Genomic DNA, 15,878 nt, shown 5'->3' with positions numbered 1-15,878 from the left:
CGGCTGAACTTCCCCGCTTTTTGCGCTAGGAAGGGAGCATGACCAGTTTCTCCAGCGATGATTCGCGCTCCAATCTCGCCGAGTTCACCGTCTCGGAACTGTCGGGCTCCATCAAGCGCACGATCGAGACCGCCTTCGACCATGTGCGCGTGCGCGGCGAGATCTCCGGCTATCGCGGTCCACATTCCTCGGGACACGCCTATTTCAGCCTGAAGGACGACAAGTCGCGCATCGATGCGGTGATCTGGAAGGGCTCGTTTTCCAAGCTCAAATATCGGCCGGAAGAGGGCATGGAGGTGATCGCCACCGGCCGCATCACCACCTTCCCCGGCTCGTCGAAGTACCAGATCGTCATCGAGCAGATGGAGCCGGCGGGCGCCGGCGCCCTGATGGCGCTGATCGAGGAGCGCAAGCGCAAGCTCGGCGCCGAGGGCCTGTTCGACCCCGCGACCAAGCAACTCCTGCCCTTCATGCCCAAGGTGATCGGTGTGGTGACTTCGCCGACCGGCGCCGTCATCCGCGACATCCTGCACCGCATCGCCGACCGCTTTCCCGTGCATGTGCTCGTCTGGCCGGTCAAGGTGCAGGGCGAGGGCTCGGGCGAGGAGGTGGCCAATGCGATCCACGGCTTCAATGCGCTGGAGCCGGGCGGCCCGATCCCGCGGCCGGACGTGCTGATCGTCGCGCGCGGCGGCGGCAGCCTTGAGGACCTGTGGAGTTTCAACGACGAGATCGTCGTGCGCGCCGCCGCGGCAAGCGGCATTCCGCTGATCTCGGCGGTCGGCCACGAGACCGACTGGACGCTGATCGACTATGCCGCCGACGTGCGCGCACCGACGCCGACGGGAGCCGCCGAGATGGCGGTGCCGGTCAAGGCCGACCTGGTGGCGCAGGTGGCGAGTATCGCCGCGCGGCTTTCGGGCGCCACGTCCCGCCAGATGGAAATCCGCCGCCAGGGCCTGAGGGCGCTGACACGTGCGCTGCCGTCGCTCGACCAACTGCTCGCCCTGCCGCGCCGCCGTTTCGACGAGGCGGCGACCGGGCTCGGCCGGGGCCTCGAGCTCAACACCATGGCCAAGCGCCGGGCCTTCGAGCGCTCGGCATCGGCGCTGCGTCCCGACATGCTGGCGCGGCGTATCGGCGAGAGGCGTCAGAGAGTTTCCGAACGCGCGGCGCTGGCCGAACGCATCGTTGAACGCATGATCGATCGCCTGCGGGCCAGGGTGGGCGGCGCCGACGCGGTGCTGCGCAATCTGCCGGCACGCCTGCGCGCGCAGACCGACCGCAGCCGCGACCGCCTGGAGGGCCTCACGCGGCGGGCCGACACCGCAGTGGTGAACGAACTGAGGGCGAACCGCGCGACGCTTGTCGGTCACGAGCGCATGCTGCAGTCACTGTCCTACAAGAACGTGCTGCAGCGCGGCTATGCGGTGATCCGCGATGCTGCCGATCGTCCGGTCTCGCGGGCGACCAGCCTTGGTGCGGGATCGGCGATCTCGATCGAGTTTTCCGACGGTCGCGTCTCGGCCGTCACCGAAGGCGGAGACGGCGCGCCGGGCCAGCCCGTGCGTGAACCTTCATCGCCGCCCGCATCGTCGGCCGTCAGCGCCAGGCCTGCAGCCGCGCCTCGACCTGCGAAGAAGAGCGAACCGCCGGCCGGGCAGGGCAGCCTGTTTTGAAAGGCGAACGGCGCGCTGTCATTGCACCAGCATTGGCGGAATGATCGCCTTCACTGCCTCGGCGGTTCTCATGCCGGGCAGCGGCCGCGCCGGCCATGGAAGGGCGCTCAGCGGTAGTAGAGGATCCGGCCGCCATTGGCTGCGGTCTCAACCCAGACCACGTTGTGCAGGGCGATGTTGCGCCTCGCGATCGCTGCCTGAAGCGTTGGATCCGCAGCGACTTCGGCCTGCGCCGCGCGCAGGCGGGCCGGGGTCTGCGAGGTCGGCACTGCGGCTCCGCCCTCGCCACGATTGGCATGTCCAGGCCAGACGGAAACGGCCATGACGCCGTCATCGTAGTTGCGCCCGAACAGGATCGCCGCCAACTCAGCATCGTCGGCGATGGCAGGCGATGTCACGGTGGTGAGCAGCGAGAGGGTCGCGAACAGTGCGCCTGTGATCCGTCTCATGGTCTCTTCTCCTTGTTGTGCCGATCAGGCTTGGTCGAGGCCGACAATGGAGCCGTCCGCGACAAGCCGTTCTTCCTGAACATAGGAAATCCGCCGGGGATTTAAATGGGGCCCCCATGGCGCGCGGCCCGCCGATCTATTCGAAGGCGTTGAGATGCCGCCGCAGAAGCACGTCGAACGCCCGGCGCTCCTCGAGGCTGAGCGTGGCCATCAGCCGCTCCTGATTGGCGACGTGCGCCGTCACGGCCTCGTCCACGAGCGAGCGTCCCTTCGGCGTCAGCGCCACGATCAGGCCGCGCCGGTCGTCCGGATTGGGCAGGCGCTCGACGAGGCCCTGCTTCTCCAGTTGGTCTATCCGGTTCGTCATGGTGCCCGACGTGACCATCATCGTCGCCATGAGGTCGGAGGGGGACAGGCGGAAAGGCGCGCCGGAGCGGCGCAGGGTCGCCAGAACGTCGAAGGTCGAGCTGTTCAGCCCATGCGCCGAAAGCACGGCGTCGATCTCGCGCGACAGATGGGTGCGCAGCCGCGCCAGCCTTCCGAGCGGCCCCATGGCGGAGACGTCGAGGTCGGGCCGCTCCCGGTTCCACTGGGCAAGAATGTGGTCGACGGCGTCGGGATTGGGAATGGTCATGGGAACAGCTAGCCGACAATTTTGCTTGACGTCAAGATATTTGTCGATAATCTGAACATTTAATTTGAGGTCGAGATAATGGAACTGAAGACAAAGTCGCCCTTGGCGGTGATCGCCCTGACCGCGCTTGCGCCGGCGATCTGGGGCAGCACCTACATCGTCACCACCGGCCTCCTGCCGCAGGGTTACCCGCTCACCGTCGCCATGCTGCGCGCCTTGCCGGCCGGTCTGCTGTTGCTGGTCCTCGTGCGGCAGCTGCCGTCGGGCCGCTGGTGGCCGCGCGTCTTCGTGCTGGGCGGGCTGAATTTCACCGTCTTCTGGGCGATGCTGTTCGTCTCGGCCTATCGCCTGCCGGGCGGTGTCGCCGCCACGGTGGGGGCGATCCAGCCGCTGATCGTCATCGGCCTCGCCCGGCTCGTCATCGGCACGCCGATGCGCCGGGCCGTGGTGCTGGCGGCGGCCGGCGGGCTGTTCGGCGTGGCCCTGCTGGTACTGACGCCGAAGGCGGCGCTCGACCCGCTGGGCGTGGCGGCAGGCCTTGCCGGTGCCGCGTCCATGGCGGCGGGCACGGTGCTATCGCGCCATTGGCGCCCGCCGGTCTCCAGCCTGACCTTCACCGCCTGGCAGCTGACGGCGGGCGGCATCATGCTGGTGCCCCTGGCGCTGCTGCTGGAGCCGGCCCTGCCTTCGCTCACGCTTGCAAACTATCTCGGCTTCGTCCATCTCGGCCTGATCGGCGGCGCGCTGACCTATCTCGTCTGGTTCTGGGGACTTGCCCGCCTCGAGCCGTCGGCGGTGGCCTCCCTCGGCTTCCTGAGCCCGCTGGTCGCGACCTTGCTCGGCTGGACGCTGCTCGGCCAGAACCTGTCGCCGCTGCAAATGCTCGGCTTCGTGGCGGTGCTCGTCAGCGTCTGGTCGGCGCAGTGGGCGTCCCGGCCGCCTCGGGCAGTGTCAGCCGACGTCTGACGCTGGAAAGGCCGGCAGGACAGACCCCTCCGATGATCGGATCACTCAGGCCCATTCGCCCTTGCGCATCACCGGCACCTTCGCGCCGTCGGCGCGGATGCCGTCGATGTTGACCTTGTCCGAGCCGATCATCCAGTCGATGTGGATCAGCGAGGCATTGCCGCCCTGCGCCTTGATCTGCTCCGGCGTCAGCGAGGCGCCATCGAGGAAGCACTTGGAATAGCACTGGCCGAGCGCGATGTGGCATGACGCGTTCTCGTCGAACAGCGTGTTGTAGAACAGGATGCCGGAGGCCGAGATCGGCGAGGAATGCGGCACCAGCGCCACTTCGCCGAGACGGCGCGCGCCCTCGTCGGTGTCGAGCACCTTGAGCAGCACTTCCTCGCCCTTCGACGCCTTCGCCTCGACGATGCGGCCGCCCTCGAATCGCACCTGGATATTGTCGATCAGCGTGCCCTGGTGCGACAGCGGCTTGGTGGACGAGACATGGCCGTCGACCCTGAGCGCATGCGGCGTGGTGAACACTTCCTCGGTCGGGATGTTGGGATTGCAGGTGACGCCGTTCTTCGCCGTGGACGCGCCGCCATGCCATTCGTGGCCGTCGGCGAGACCGACGGTCAGATCCGTGCCGGGGCCGGTGAAATGCAGCGCCGAGAAACGCTCGCCGTTCAGCCAGCCCGAGCGTTTGCGGAGCTCCGCATTATGGGCGGCCCAGGCGGCGACGGGATCGGCCTCGTTGACGCGCGAGGCGGCGAAGATCGCCTCGGCGAGCCTGCCGACGGCCTCGGCGATCGGCAGGTCCGGGAAGACGAGCTTGGCCCAGGACGGGTTGGGATAGGAGCAGATGTTCCAGTTGATGTCGAAGTTGGAGATGTGCTCCAGCGCCGGCTTGTAGGCGATCGAATTGGCCTTGTTGGCGCGCGCCACCTTGGCCGGGTCCTGGCCGGCCAGCAGCATCGGATTGTCGCCGGCAATCGCCAGCCGTGCCGCCCCGCCCTCGAAGGCCTTGGCCATGCCGTCATAGAGCCAGCCGGACGCCTTGTCGAAGCTCTCGTCGGGTGCGTAGGCATAACGCGCCAGCGTCGTCTCCTCGTCGGCGTAGAACGTTGTGACGATGCCGGCGCCCGCCATGTAGGCGTGCTTGGTGATGAGGCGCACCAGGGGCAATGCCGCGAGCGGCGCGGTCAGAACCAGGTCCTGGCCCTTCTGCAGCTGGAGCCCGACCTTGACGGCCACTTCGGCGAGCTTGTCGAGGCGGACCGGGTCGACCGGGTCGATGGCGGTATGGAGAGGTGCGTTCATCGAATATCCTGCTTCCGTCGATTGCGTTGCGCCCTTTTAGGACGGATTCGGGCAAAACAGAAGACGGATGCGAAGCCGGCGCCTGTTCAGACCGCCGGCCTCGCCTGCTTCAAGAGGACAGCGTCGTGCTTCTCCAGGAAGGCCATGAGCCGGTCAGCATAATCGTCGGCGACCGCGCCCTTGACGCTGGGGCGTGCAGCCAGCGCCTGACGCCATGCAGTCACCTTCGGTAGGCCGTCGAAGATCCGATGGTCGGCGAGCCTGTCGAACAGGTCGAAATAGCGGAAGATCGGCGCGAAGACCGCATCCACGAGGCTGAAATGTGCGCCGGCGAAGAATGGCCCGTCCCCGACTTCGGCCTCCAGCGTGGCAAATCTGGAGGCGAGCACCTTGCTCTTGGCCTCCAGCGCCGCCTGGTCCTGGGTGGTTTCGAAGACCCAGAGATCGGAGAGGATCGAGGATCCGAACTCCATCCAGCCGCGATGACGGGCGCGCCGCAGCGGGTCGGCCGGGTGCAGCTTCTGGCCCGGTTGGGTCTCCTCCAGGTATTCGCAGATGACCGAGCTTTCGAACAGCACGTCCTGTTCGACCTGCAGGAGCGGAACCTTGCCGAGCGGCGATATTTTCAGGAACCAGTCCGGTTTTGCCGCAAGGTCAATGTTGATGCGCTCGAAGGGCACGCCCTTCTCGGCGAGCGCGATCGCGGCGCGCTGGACATAGGGGCACAGATGGTGGCTGACGAGGCGTAGTTTGGCCATGGGGACGTCCTTCCGTGTGAAATATATGCATATGCATGTAATTCATCTTGCGGAGATCGTCAAGATGCATGTAATTGCATCTATGTCCGACGATAAGAAGACCGCCCCGTGTTCAGCCGCGAGCGCCACGGAACTCTGGGTTACGCTGGCGCGCGCGCAGCAGCGTGTACTCGCGGCGATGGAACGCGACCTGAAGGCGGCAGGCTTGCCGCCCCTCAGTTGGTACGATGTGCTATGGGAGCTCGATCGTACGGAAGATGGTCGCCTGCGCCCTTTCGAGATCGAAGAGCGCACCCTGTTGACCCAGTACAATCTGTCGCGGCTGATCGATCGGCTGGAGAAGGAGGCGCTGGTGCGCCGCGAGGTGTTCGACCAGGACTGTCGTGGACGCTGGGTCCTGATCACCGAGGCGGGGCGGGAAAGGCGTGCGCGCATGTGGACGATCTACGGGCGCTCGATCGAGGAGCATCTGGGAGCCCGGTTGAGCGAGGAGGAGGCGCAAATGCTGACAAGTCTGCTCAAGCGACTGGCCTGAGGCTCGGCCGCGCCGTAGTCAGGCGACCAGCGACGCGGCGATGGCACCCAGCGCCTTCAGCGCATCTTGCGGCGAAAGCCGAATCTGGAGGCCGCGCTGCCCGCCGTTCATGTAGACCAGCGGTTCCGCCATCGACTCGATCTCGATCGCCGTCGGCACAAGCTTCTTCTGGCCGAAGGGGCTGATCCCGCCGACCACATAGCCCGTCGTCTTCTCGGCCACCGCCGGCTTCATCATAGCCGCATGCTTGCCGCCGAAGGCGGCGGCGAGCTTCTTCATGCTCACCTCCTTGTCGGAGGGCACGACGACGCAGACCGGCTTGCCGTCGAGTTCGGCCATCAGCGTCTTCAGCACGCGATGCGGCGCCTCGCCGATCGCCTCCGCCGCCTGCAGCCCGATGCGTTCGGCGTTCGGATCATAGTCATACGTCACGGTGGTAAAGGTCACCCCGGCCTTTTCCAGGAACTGGGTCGCGCGCGTCGTCTTCGCCATGAGATCAGGCCTTCAAAGCAGCGGCGTAGATTTCCGGCTTGAAGCCGATGAGCAGCGTGCCGTCAGCCTCCAGCACCGGGCGCTTGATCATCGAGGGCTGGGCGAGCATCAGGGTGATCGCCTTGTCCTGGTCGAGATCGAGCTTTGCCTCGCCGGGCACCTTCTTGAAGGTCGTGCCGGCGCGATTGAGCACGGTCTGCCAGCCGGCTTCGCCGCACCAGCGCTCGAGATGGTTCCGGTCAATCCCCGAGACCTTGTAGTCGTGGAAGGCATAATCGACGCCGTGCTCTTCGAGCCATAGGCGGGCCTTCTTCATCGTGTCGCAGTTCTTGATGCCGTAGATCATGGCGGCCATGGGATCGGTCCTCATCGACGCTGGGCGGGGAAGGCGGCGGCGGGCGACGCTTGTGAACTGACATAGCAAACCTCGGACGCTTTGCAAGCCGCGCACGGCCGTTGCAGCCGGCTGCGTCGGCTTCCACAACTAGCCTCCAATGCTATCGGCGGCTTCCCTGGCCCGGTCGGCGGCGGCCTGCGCGTCTATGATGGCTTGAACCGCTTCCTCTCGCCCGGTGGCGGCATGGCTTTTGGCCATCTGGGCAAAACCCGCAGCGGTCTGCGCAGAGGACTGCGCAGCGGCTCTCAAGGCCATGACCACTGGTTGGTCCCCTTTTGCTTCGGCCTCCTTGGCGTCGCGGGCCATGTTTTCGGCTTGGATAGCCATCTGATTGGCCGTGGCCGCAAGATGCATGGCGAGCTGAGCCTCGTTCAGGCTGGAGACGGTCGAAGTGCCCCTGTCATTCATAAAAGTCGTGTCCCAATTCAATGCGGCGGCTGGCTCTATACAGTGTGTCTGCATGTAGGCTTGGAATTGTGCCGTCAGATCTGCCATCTTTTGGGAAACATTATCACGCGTTCGCGCAGCCTTTCCCAGTTCCACCCCATAGCCTACCCCCAGCTTGAAGCCCTCCTGCAGGCCGTCGCCAAATCCGAGACGTTCGTCGCCAGGCGAAAGTGCCTCCGGCGTCGGAACTTTCAGCAAGAGGCTCGACGGGTTCTCAACGGGGCTCTTAGACAAATCGTTGTAACCATCGACCACGCCGCGCAGCCAGCCGGGGTAGGCGCCTTTGCATGCGCCGCTATGAAACTTCGTCGTGTCCCGATCGGCGAGAGCCGGCGACACGCCCCAAATGCTCATGCAGAGGGCAACGATGATCGCAAAGGCTGAGAGAGATGCCTTGGCGCTTGTTCTGCGAATGAAGCTCTCGACCCGCTCGACCTGCCATCTCATGTTGGCTTCCCCTGCTTGATGTCCGTCACTCTGCAGATGAGGGTAACCATCGGGCGCAGCACGGCAACCTGCATTGACCTGCATCAGCTTTTTCGGGCGAAATGGTGAGACGGTCGCAAGTCTCGAGCAGCACCTGTCGCCAGAAATTGGAGCCCTTGCCAGCATGATTGTCTAGCCCGATATGGGGCTAGCAGCAGGCTGGGTGTCTGTCGCATGAACACCGTCCTCGATTCGTCAGAAGGAACCAAAGACCTATGACAAATACAGCCAGCGCTTTTACCCGCCAGTTTTTTCATGGGACACGCGCAAATCTCGAACCGGGAGATTTGATCGTCGTCGGCTACCAGTCCAACTTCACTGAAGCCAAGCCGCTATCCTGGGTGTATTTTTCAGGTACGCTTGATGCCGCGATCTGGGGCGCTGAGCTTGCTGCAGGCAGTGGGCGAGGGCGCATCTATGTGGTGGAGCCAACCGGGCCAATCGAGGACGACCCGAACCTGACAGACAAGAAGTTTCCTGGAAATCCAACGCTATCGTATCGCTCCCGCGATCCGCTGCGAATTGTCGCCGAAGTGACAAAATGGCGGGGTCACCCGACTGAACAACTAGAGCAGATGAAGGCTAGCCTCGACCGCTTGAAGACAGAAGGTGCCGAAATCATCGACTAGGGCCGATCGACATTCAGATTTCTGACGTAGCGCGGTTGGATTTCGCCTCTGGGAAAAGCGAGCCCTCACTCCCACTCGATCGTGCCCGGCGGCTTCGACGTCACGTCGTAGACGACGCGGTTGATGCCGCGCACCTCGTTGATGATGCGGGTGGCGGCGCGGCCGAGGAATTCCATGTCGTAATGGTAGAAATCGGCGGTCATGCCGTCGACCGAGGTCACGGCGCGCAGCGCGCAGACGAATTCATAGGTGCGTCCGTCACCCATGACGCCGACGGTCTGCACCGGCAGGAGCACGGCGAAGGCCTGCCAAATGGCGTCGTAAAGGCCCGCCTTGCGGATCTCGTCGAGATAGATGGCGTCGGCTTCGCGCAGGATCTCCAGCTTCTCGCGCGTGATGCCGCCGGGGCAGCGGATGGCGAGGCCGGGGCCCGGGAAGGGATGGCGGCCGATGAAGCTGTCCGGCAGGCCGAGTTCGCGGCCGAGCGCCCGCACCTCGTCCTTGAACAGTTCGCGCAGCGGCTCGACCAGCTGCATGTTCATGCGTTCGGGAAGGCCGCCGACATTGTGGTGCGACTTGATCGTCACCGACGGGCCACCGGTAAACGAGACGCTTTCGATGACGTCCGGATAAAGCGTGCCCTGGCCGAGGAAGTCGGCGCCGCCGAGCTTCTTCGCCTCGTCCTCGAAGGTCTCGATGAACAGGCGGCCGATGATCTTGCGCTTGGTTTCCGGGTCGCTCACACCTTCCAGTTCGCCGACGAAGCGGTCGATAGCGTCGACGTGGATGAGGTGCAGGTTGTAGTGTTCCTTGAACATGGCGACCACGTCGGCCGCCTCGTTCTTGCGCATCAGGCCATGGTCGACGAGAATGCAGGTCAGCTGGTCGCCGACGGCCTCGTGGATCAGCAGAGCCGCGACAGAGGAATCGACGCCGCCCGACAGCGCGCAGATGACGCGTTTGTCGCCGACCTGGTCGCGAATGGCCTGCACCGCCTTGGCGCGATACGCCGACATGGTCCAGTCGCCCTTGAGCCCGGCGATCTTGTGGATGAAGTTGCCGATCAGCTTGGCGCCGTCCGGCGTGTGCACCACTTCCGGATGGAACTGCACGGCGTAATATTTGCGCTTCGCGTCAGCGATGAAGGCGAAGGGGGCGTTGGACGAGGTGGCGACGACCTCGAAGCCCGGCGGGATCGCGGTGACGCGGTCGCCATGGCTCATCCAGACCTGGTGGCGCGAGCCGGCCGACCACAGGCCCTCGAACAGCGGGCATTCCTTGTCGATCTCGAGGAAGGCGCGGCCGAATTCTCGGTGATGGCCGCTTTCGACCTTGCCGCCGAGCTGGGCGCACATCGTCTGCTGGCCGTAGCAGATGCCGAAGATCGGCAGGCCGCTGTCGAAGATCACCTGGGGTGCCCGCGGGCTTCCCTCGTCCAGGGTCGAAGCCGGGCTGCCCGACAGGATGATCGCCTTCGGTTTCAGCCGGTGGAAACCTTCCTCGGCGGACTGGAAGGGGACGATTTCGCAATAGACGCCGGCTTCGCGCACGCGTCGTGCGATCAGCTGCGTTACCTGGCTGCCGAAATCGATGATGAGAACGCTGTCGGGATGTGCTGTCTGGGTCATGGCGAGCCTTTAATGAAAAGCGCGGATTCTTTCAATCGGAGAATTGTGCCGATTGTCCGCAATTCCGGTGCTTTCGGGCCTAGAACCAGAACACGCCGTCTTCCAGCGCTTCGAACAGGGTGTCGACGGTGAGCGCCAGCTTGCGATCGACGACGTGGAGATATTCCTTCCAGTCGTCGACATGCTTCAGTTCCTGCTTGCCGTCGGAAATGCCGCGCAGCCCGATCAGCGGCAGGTTGAAGGCATGGCAGGTCCTGAGGACGGCGAAGGTTTCCATGTCGACCATGTCGGCGTCGATCGCGTCATAGGTGGCGCCCGAAACGATGTTGGCACCGGTCGAGAGGCTGGCGGTCGGCACGCCGGGAATACGCAGCGGCAGTTCGAGCGCCGCCGGCAGATCGAGAAACGGGGTGCGCCCCTTCTCGAAGCCGAGCGGCGAGGCATCCATGTCGCGATAGGAGACGGACGATGCCTGATAGATCTCGGTCTGCTCCAGCCTGGCCGAGCCGGCCGAGCCGAGCGAGACGACGAGGTCAGGCCGCTCGTTCTGTTCCTCGAGTTTCGAAAGCGTGCGCGTCAGCGAAATCGCGGCCTCCACGGGGCCGACGCCGGTCATCAGCGGTTCGATCCGCGAGCGCAGGAACGAACCGTATTCGGCCTCGACCGCCATGACGAACAGGATCGATTTGCCTGATACCGACTTGAGTTCGAACGTCATCCGGAAATTCCCTCGCGGCCGCGAACGGCCATCATCGTGCTGGTCATGGAGGCAATGAGCTTGGCCGGGCCGTCCCCGATCGCATAGCCGCGGCCATCGGCCACGATGATGGTGGAACCGGGCTTGGTGATCTCGCCGCGAAACAGGAAGCGCTCGCCCTTGCCGGGCGACATCAGGTTGACCTTGAACTCGATCGTCAGAAGCGAGACGTCCGGCGCGATCATCGTATAGGCGCTGTAGGTGCAGGCGGCATCGAGGGCTGCGGAAATCACGCCGGCATGCAGGATGCCGTGCTGCTGCGTCAGCTTCTCGTCGAAAGGCATTTCGATTTCGACGACGCCCTGGCTGACGCTGGTCAGTTCGGCGCCGAGCGTGCGCATGGCACCCTGCCGCGCGAAGCTCTGCCGAATACGCTCGCCGACCGCGTCGCTGTTGATTTCGCTCATCTGGATGCCCTCTCGCAGGTGCGAAATTGGCATGCCCGATGCGCTTCGGCAAGCGGCCCGAGAGCAGATTCGGGTGGCTGCGGTACTAGTTCATGAGGAAAATCGAGGCGTTGAGCAGGGTGGCGAAGGCGACCCAGGCGGCATAAGGCAGGAACAACAGTCCGGCCACCCGGTCGAGCGGCCCGGCCTTCCAGATGAACCCCAGGATGGCGATCAGAATCGCCACGATCAGCAACAGCGCCAGACCGGTTGCCTGAAGGCCGAAGAAGGTCGGCGACCAGAGCATGTTGAGGGCGATCTGGGCAAACCAGATCTGCATCGCGGCAGATGCCGGCGCGACCAGCCAGATGCGGGCGCCGGCAATGGCGATCATCACGTAGAGCACGGTCCAGACCGGCGCGAAGATCCAGGGCGGCGGGTTGAAGAACGGCTTCTCCAGCGACTGGTACCATTCGCCCGGCATGTTGGAGACGCCCGAGAGAATGCCGAGCCCGACGACGGCCGCGATGAAGACGAGATAGGTGACGAACTTGCGCATGGCGTGAACATAGGGCGCCGTAGCTCTCCGCCAAGGCCACCGCCTTACGAAAGGCGGACGATATGCTGGTCCCAGGCGACCGGGCTGCCGTTTGCGCCGAAATGGCCGTCATAGGAGGACACGGCAAAGCCGGAGGCCGCCGGTGCGATGCCGGCCGCATCGGCGACGGTGGTGGTCGTGACCACCGCGCCGCTCCGTCCGTCGATGGTGACGGCCAGCCCGCCCTTCGGCGAGGCGATGCCGATAAGACCGTCGCGCCGGTTGACGGCGATGGCGCCGACATAATTGGCAAGGCCTCTCGTCACCGCGTCGGGAAGGGACACGAAGGAAAGCGCCTCGCCTTTGGAAAAATGCCCGACCAGTGGCGGCATGTCGTTGCGCGAGCCTTCATACTGGCAGGCGAACCAGGCGCGACCGTCCTGGTCCACATCCAGATGCCGGGTCGACAACTGGCTGAACTCGTGCGGCATGACATGCTTTTCGATCAGCGCACCGCTCGCCGCATCGGCGATCACCAGGGAGGGTTCCATGCGATCGAGGTTGAGCTTGGTGCGGCCGAAATCCGGATGGGTCTCGATCCCGCCATTGGCGATGATCAGCAGGCGGCCGTCGTCGCTGACCGTCATGTCGTGCGTGCCGATGCCATGGGCTTCGAACTCGCCGATCCGGCGGAAACCATCCGTGGCGTCATAGATGCCGATCATGCCGCGATTGGCGTCGAAATCGTTTTCGCTGGCATAGAGCAGCCGGCCGTCCGGCGAAAAGTGCCCGTGGCCGAAGAAGTGCCGGTCGGCCGGCGCGGCGATCACGATCGGTTCGCTGCGTCTGCGTGCGTCGAAGATGACCGCAAAGGTACCGGGACGTCGGGCGAAGGCGACCGAGAGGCCTGTCGCCGGGCTGTGGCCGAGGCCGTGAATGCGGTCCGGCAGATCGATCCGGTCGATGAAGGTGCCGTCCTCGGCGACCAGGCCGATACCGAAAGTTCCGTCCGGCGCGCGGAAGCCGGAGGCAAAGACCGCATCGCTGCGCTCGAGCGCGAAGAGCGCACGCGGCGAAAGCGAGGCGAGGAACAAAGCCCCCGCCGCCTTGATGAAGGATCGCCTGTCGATCAGCGCCGATCGCCGCATCTCAGTCTCCGTCGGAGAAGGAGAAACCGGCGGCAAGGCCGATCGCGCCGCCATAGTCGTTGTTGAGGCGAAGGATCAGATCCTTGCTGTTGAGCAGCAGGAAGTCGAGCTTGGCGCGCTCGGCCGGATCGCTGACGGCCGCCTCGACGTCCGGATTGATGTCGTCGGCCACCCTCTCGAGCGACTTGGCGACGAAATCGATCGACGAGACGATGGAGCGCGACTCGTCGTTCAGCAGGTCGACCATGGCCGACTGCTTCATCAGGCTGCGCAGGCCCTCGATATTGCCGTGGATCGAGGTGAAGGTATTGCCGGAGCGCCAGTAGATCGCCTGCTTGGGAAAGGTGTTGTTCTCCTCGCCCTTGTAGAAGGTTTCGATGCGCTGGTCGCGAATCGCCTCGGCCCCATGGACCAGGATGCCAAGCAGGGCGGTGATCGCCTCGCGGCCGTCGCGGAACTCGGGATTGTCGGGGCCGGGGTGCTTCCAGGCACCCTGAATGCCGTCGGGCTTGTCCCATGCCTCGGCGAGTTCGCCGCCGAGCCGCACCAGATTGCCGGCGATCGCCGCGCCGTAGCGGCAGCGGAAGCCTTCCTTCTCCTCGACGAGCCCGTCGGATCCCGTGCCGAAGAGCACGAATTCGAGCGCGCCGAGCCCCTGCATGGCGACGCTCTTGTCCTTCAGCGTCTCGACCGAGGTCGCGCTTTCGTCCGGCTTGGCGAGAATGGCCTGAACCTGTTTCAGGCCTGTGCTCTTGCGGTCGGGGTAGAAGAGAATGCGCTCAAACCGGTTGGCCTCGATCACCGGACCGACGCGGACGATTTCGATCGTCGACCATGCCGCGACCGTCTCATCGAAGGCACCCCGGACGACATCGAGGGCATCGGCCGACGGCGCAGCGCAGAGCGCGCGCAGATCGGTCTCGAGAGCCGCCGAGGCGTCGCGGAAGCGGTGGTAGCCGGGGCGGATGAAGCCATCGACAGCCTTTTCCATCACGGCCTGGATCGCCTCGCTCTTCAGCGTAGGCGGCGCGAGATCGGCATCCTGCGCCGCCGCCGGCGCGGCAAGGCTGAGAGCGGTGAAGATGCCGAGGAGGAAAGGCTTCATAGGGACTCCAGAAAGGCGACGAGCGCCTTGCGATCATCGGCCGCAAGGCCTGCAAAGGTATCACGGGCGGCCTGCGCCTCGCCGCCGTGCCAGAGGATGGCTTCCGTAAGGTTGCGCGCGCGGCCGTCATGCAGGAAGAAGGTGTGGCCGTTCACCCTCTCGGTCAGACCAATACCCCAGAGCGGTTGGGTGCGCCACTCTCGACCGCTCGCATCGCCGACCTGCTGGCCGTCGGCGAGACCCTCGCCCATGTCGTGCAGCAGGAAATCGGAATAGGGCCAGATCAGCTGGAACCGGTGCGCCTTGTTCTCCGCCTTGCGGCTGGTCACGAATTTGGGCGCGTGGCAGGCGACGCAGCCTGAGGCGTAGAAAATCGTTTTGCCTTTGAGCACGGCCGGATCGTCGATGCTGCGCCGGGCCGGCGGCGCGAGGTTTTCCGAATAGAAGGTGACGAGCTCGAGCACCGGGTCGGGGGCTTCCGTCTCGCCGAGCCGCTTCTGCACGCCGGCCGGCATGGCCAGGCATTTCGCCTCCGCTTCCGTGCAGTCTCCGAAGGGATGCGGCGCGTCCGGGGTCGATATGCCGATGTCGCCCTTGAAGGCGCTGGAACTCTGGTCGCGCACCGAGGCGTTCTGCGCCTTCCAGCCGAAACGGCCGAGCTTCAGTTCGCCGGTGCGATGATCGCGGGCGCGGGCCGCGCGGCCGGAAACCCCGTCTCCATCCCGATCCTCGGGATCGGCCCGGGCGAGAATGTCGGCATCGGCAATCGCCTGAATCAGGCCCATGCCGATCATCGGAGTGGCGACGCGCGGCGACAGTGTCGTATCCGGGGCGAGCGGTCCGTAGGCGAGATCGGCGACGCTATAGTGCGGCCGGCGCAGCGACACGGTCTCTCCGCCGGCTAACGTCACGGGCTCTTCCGCATAGGTGATGACCATCCGCCCCTCGGCGGCGAGGCCGGGCACGGCGAGATCCTGCAACTGGCCGCCATAGGTCGGGTCGGGGAAGTTGACCGCCTTGATGTCGGCAACTGCCCGGCGTTCATTCTCGGTCCGTGTCGGGCGGGCGAGGCGGAGGAACATCGAGGTTGAGTCGGCCGCACCTTCCGGCGGATGGCCGCGTCCGTCCTTCAGGTGGCAGCTCTGGCAGGCGCGCGCATTGAACAGCGGCCCGAGACCGTCGGAGGCCTGCGTGGACGACGGCGAGGAGACCCAGAACTTGCGGAACAGCGCATTGCCGAGCTTGAACGTCTCCTCTTCGGAGAAGGTGATATTGGACGAGAAATGCGAGAAGGCATCGCCGTTGACCGGCTGGGTGGACGTCGCCGCGCCGCCCTGCATCCGTTCGAACGGTTCCGCCTTGGAAAAATCGCTCGTTCGGCTCGTGACCGTCTCGACGCGCTTCAGGTCCTTCGGCGACAGATCCGTCCGCCGGATCGCATCATCGGCCAGCGCCGCGCCGAGGGCGGCGAAGGACAGGCCGGTTGCGAGCAGCAGATTCCGGGGGATGCGGGCGGTCATGCGGGACATGGTGAGGGAGTCC

General features: G+C 65.1%; 18 protein-coding genes. 4 read left to right on the top strand and 14 right to left on the bottom strand.

What is annotated here, in order from left to right; translation table 11 throughout:
* The first annotated feature begins 38 nt into the window (after positions 1 to 38).
* Entirely contained in the window at positions 39 to 1,679 is a 1,641-nt protein-coding gene (gene xseA / locus AC07Y0_RS17795; RefSeq protein ID WP_498679044.1) for an exodeoxyribonuclease VII large subunit, read from the top strand.
* A 107-nt stretch (positions 1,680 to 1,786) separates the two neighbouring features.
* Here the strand turns inward: xseA and AC07Y0_RS17790 are convergent, their stop codons facing one another.
* Both AC07Y0_RS17790 and AC07Y0_RS17785 read right to left on the bottom strand, forming a co-directional pair.
* Complete coding sequence (locus AC07Y0_RS17790; RefSeq protein WP_498679043.1) at positions 1,787 to 2,128, bottom strand: hypothetical protein; 342 nt, start codon at positions 2,126 to 2,128, stop codon at positions 1,787 to 1,789.
* 136 nt (positions 2,129 to 2,264) lie between these two features.
* Positions 2,265 to 2,762, bottom strand: coding sequence for a MarR family winged helix-turn-helix transcriptional regulator (locus AC07Y0_RS17785; RefSeq protein ID WP_498679042.1), 498 nt, complete (start codon positions 2,760 to 2,762; stop codon positions 2,265 to 2,267).
* Positions 2,763 to 2,840: 78 nt separating this feature from the next.
* Here AC07Y0_RS17785 and AC07Y0_RS17780 point away from each other — a divergent pair, with 78 nt between their 5' ends.
* Positions 2,841 to 3,728, top strand: a complete 888-nt coding sequence (locus AC07Y0_RS17780) for an EamA family transporter (RefSeq protein WP_498679041.1) — start codon at positions 2,841 to 2,843, stop codon at positions 3,726 to 3,728.
* A 45-nt stretch (positions 3,729 to 3,773) separates the two neighbouring features.
* Here the strand turns inward: AC07Y0_RS17780 and AC07Y0_RS17775 are convergent, their stop codons facing one another.
* Together AC07Y0_RS17775 and AC07Y0_RS17770 are read right to left on the bottom strand one after the other, a co-directional pair.
* Entirely contained in the window at positions 3,774 to 5,030 is a 1,257-nt protein-coding gene (locus AC07Y0_RS17775; protein WP_498679040.1) for an aminopeptidase, read from the bottom strand.
* An 86-nt stretch (positions 5,031 to 5,116) separates the two neighbouring features.
* Positions 5,117 to 5,788 (bottom strand): glutathione S-transferase family protein, encoded by a 672-nt coding sequence (locus AC07Y0_RS17770; protein WP_498679039.1) that lies wholly within the window; start codon positions 5,786 to 5,788, stop codon positions 5,117 to 5,119.
* A 25-nt stretch (positions 5,789 to 5,813) separates the two neighbouring features.
* On the opposite strand from AC07Y0_RS17770, the gene AC07Y0_RS17765 reads away from it, so the two are divergent.
* A complete protein-coding gene (locus tag AC07Y0_RS17765) occupies positions 5,814 to 6,323 on the top strand; it encodes a MarR family winged helix-turn-helix transcriptional regulator (RefSeq protein ID WP_498680268.1) in 510 nt (169 codons plus the stop codon).
* Positions 6,324 to 6,341: 18 nt separating this feature from the next.
* Here the strand turns inward: AC07Y0_RS17765 and ybaK are convergent, their stop codons facing one another.
* The 3 genes from ybaK to AC07Y0_RS17750 all read right to left on the bottom strand — a co-directional run bounded on the left by ybaK (position 6,342) and on the right by AC07Y0_RS17750 (position 8,106).
* Positions 6,342 to 6,815 carry a Cys-tRNA(Pro) deacylase gene (gene ybaK / locus AC07Y0_RS17760; protein ID WP_498679038.1) on the bottom strand — a complete coding sequence of 158 codons (474 nt, stop codon included), beginning with the start codon at positions 6,813 to 6,815 and terminating at the stop codon, positions 6,342 to 6,344.
* Between the two features lie 4 nt (positions 6,816 to 6,819).
* Positions 6,820 to 7,170 (bottom strand): ArsC family reductase, encoded by a 351-nt coding sequence (locus tag AC07Y0_RS17755; protein ID WP_498679037.1) that lies wholly within the window; start codon positions 7,168 to 7,170, stop codon positions 6,820 to 6,822.
* A gap of 129 nt (positions 7,171 to 7,299) precedes the next feature.
* Positions 7,300 to 8,106 (bottom strand): hypothetical protein, encoded by an 807-nt coding sequence (locus AC07Y0_RS17750; protein ID WP_498679036.1) that lies wholly within the window; start codon positions 8,104 to 8,106, stop codon positions 7,300 to 7,302.
* A gap of 254 nt (positions 8,107 to 8,360) precedes the next feature.
* Between AC07Y0_RS17750 and arr the strand changes: the two genes are divergently transcribed.
* On the top strand, positions 8,361 to 8,774 hold the full coding sequence (gene arr, locus AC07Y0_RS17745) for an NAD(+)--rifampin ADP-ribosyltransferase (RefSeq protein ID WP_498679035.1): 414 nt from the start codon (positions 8,361 to 8,363) through the stop codon (positions 8,772 to 8,774).
* A gap of 65 nt (positions 8,775 to 8,839) precedes the next feature.
* On the opposite strand, the gene guaA is transcribed toward arr, so the two are convergent.
* The 7 genes from guaA to AC07Y0_RS17710 form a co-directional block, all read right to left on the bottom strand.
* Positions 8,840 to 10,402 carry a glutamine-hydrolyzing GMP synthase gene (guaA, locus tag AC07Y0_RS17740; RefSeq protein ID WP_498679034.1) on the bottom strand — a complete coding sequence of 521 codons (1,563 nt, stop codon included), beginning with the start codon at positions 10,400 to 10,402 and terminating at the stop codon, positions 8,840 to 8,842.
* Positions 10,403 to 10,481: 79 nt separating this feature from the next.
* The gene (locus tag AC07Y0_RS17735) at positions 10,482 to 11,120 is read right to left on the bottom strand and encodes a 5'-methylthioadenosine/S-adenosylhomocysteine nucleosidase (RefSeq protein WP_498679033.1); all 639 of its coding nucleotides are present in this window, start codon (positions 11,118 to 11,120) and stop codon (positions 10,482 to 10,484) included.
* Positions 11,117 to 11,566: a PaaI family thioesterase gene (locus AC07Y0_RS17730; RefSeq protein WP_498679032.1), complete on the bottom strand. Its 450-nt coding sequence runs from the start codon at positions 11,564 to 11,566 to the stop codon at positions 11,117 to 11,119. The genes AC07Y0_RS17735 and AC07Y0_RS17730 overlap by 4 nt, the downstream gene beginning before the upstream one ends.
* A gap of 85 nt (positions 11,567 to 11,651) precedes the next feature.
* The gene (locus AC07Y0_RS17725) at positions 11,652 to 12,104 is read right to left on the bottom strand and encodes a TspO/MBR family protein (protein WP_498679031.1); all 453 of its coding nucleotides are present in this window, start codon (positions 12,102 to 12,104) and stop codon (positions 11,652 to 11,654) included.
* A 44-nt stretch (positions 12,105 to 12,148) separates the two neighbouring features.
* Entirely contained in the window at positions 12,149 to 13,231 is a 1,083-nt protein-coding gene (locus AC07Y0_RS17720; protein WP_498679030.1) for a DUF1513 domain-containing protein, read from the bottom strand.
* 1 nt (position 13,232) lies between these two features.
* Positions 13,233 to 14,336 (bottom strand): imelysin family protein, encoded by a 1,104-nt coding sequence (locus tag AC07Y0_RS17715; RefSeq protein WP_498679029.1) that lies wholly within the window; start codon positions 14,334 to 14,336, stop codon positions 13,233 to 13,235.
* Positions 14,333 to 15,865 (bottom strand): di-heme oxidoreductase family protein, encoded by a 1,533-nt coding sequence (locus tag AC07Y0_RS17710; RefSeq protein WP_498679028.1) that lies wholly within the window; start codon positions 15,863 to 15,865, stop codon positions 14,333 to 14,335. The genes AC07Y0_RS17715 and AC07Y0_RS17710 overlap by 4 nt, the downstream gene beginning before the upstream one ends.
* Positions 15,866 to 15,878 lie beyond the last annotated feature (13 nt).

The sequence above is a fragment of the Allorhizobium sp. GW101-3B10 genome (assembly GCF_059424725.1).
Note: the sequence above shows the minus strand (reverse complement) of the source record. Positions and strands in the feature narration are given on the sequence as shown.

Bases quoted from the DNA above. Each gene is read 5' to 3' on its own strand.
- ybaK (WP_498679038.1), bottom strand. From the start codon at position 6,815: ATGGCGAAGACGACGCGCGCGACCCAGTTCCTGGAAAAGGCCGGGGTG.
- AC07Y0_RS17720 (WP_498679030.1), bottom strand. From the start codon at position 13,231: ATGCGGCGATCGGCGCTGATCGACAGGCGATCCTTCATCAAGGCGGCG.
- AC07Y0_RS17785 (WP_498679042.1), bottom strand. From the start codon at position 2,762: ATGACCATTCCCAATCCCGACGCCGTCGACCACATTCTTGCCCAGTGG.
- AC07Y0_RS17775 (WP_498679040.1), bottom strand. From the start codon at position 5,030: ATGAACGCACCTCTCCATACCGCCATCGACCCGGTCGACCCGGTCCGC.
- AC07Y0_RS17725 (WP_498679031.1), bottom strand. From the start codon at position 12,104: ATGCGCAAGTTCGTCACCTATCTCGTCTTCATCGCGGCCGTCGTCGGG.
- AC07Y0_RS17755 (WP_498679037.1), bottom strand. From the start codon at position 7,170: ATGGCCGCCATGATCTACGGCATCAAGAACTGCGACACGATGAAGAAG.
- guaA (WP_498679034.1), bottom strand. From the start codon at position 10,402: ATGACCCAGACAGCACATCCCGACAGCGTTCTCATCATCGATTTCGGC.
- AC07Y0_RS17790 (WP_498679043.1), bottom strand. From the start codon at position 2,128: ATGAGACGGATCACAGGCGCACTGTTCGCGACCCTCTCGCTGCTCACC.
- xseA (WP_498679044.1), top strand. From the start codon at position 39: ATGACCAGTTTCTCCAGCGATGATTCGCGCTCCAATCTCGCCGAGTTC.
- arr (WP_498679035.1), top strand. From the start codon at position 8,361: ATGACAAATACAGCCAGCGCTTTTACCCGCCAGTTTTTTCATGGGACA.
- AC07Y0_RS17780 (WP_498679041.1), top strand. From the start codon at position 2,841: ATGGAACTGAAGACAAAGTCGCCCTTGGCGGTGATCGCCCTGACCGCG.
- AC07Y0_RS17750 (WP_498679036.1), bottom strand. From the start codon at position 8,106: ATGAGATGGCAGGTCGAGCGGGTCGAGAGCTTCATTCGCAGAACAAGC.
- AC07Y0_RS17715 (WP_498679029.1), bottom strand. From the start codon at position 14,336: ATGAAGCCTTTCCTCCTCGGCATCTTCACCGCTCTCAGCCTTGCCGCG.
- AC07Y0_RS17765 (WP_498680268.1), top strand. From the start codon at position 5,814: ATGCATATGCATGTAATTCATCTTGCGGAGATCGTCAAGATGCATGTA.
- AC07Y0_RS17710 (WP_498679028.1), bottom strand. From the start codon at position 15,865: ATGTCCCGCATGACCGCCCGCATCCCCCGGAATCTGCTGCTCGCAACC.
- AC07Y0_RS17735 (WP_498679033.1), bottom strand. From the start codon at position 11,120: ATGACGTTCGAACTCAAGTCGGTATCAGGCAAATCGATCCTGTTCGTC.
- AC07Y0_RS17730 (WP_498679032.1), bottom strand. From the start codon at position 11,566: ATGAGCGAAATCAACAGCGACGCGGTCGGCGAGCGTATTCGGCAGAGC.
- AC07Y0_RS17770 (WP_498679039.1), bottom strand. From the start codon at position 5,788: ATGGCCAAACTACGCCTCGTCAGCCACCATCTGTGCCCCTATGTCCAG.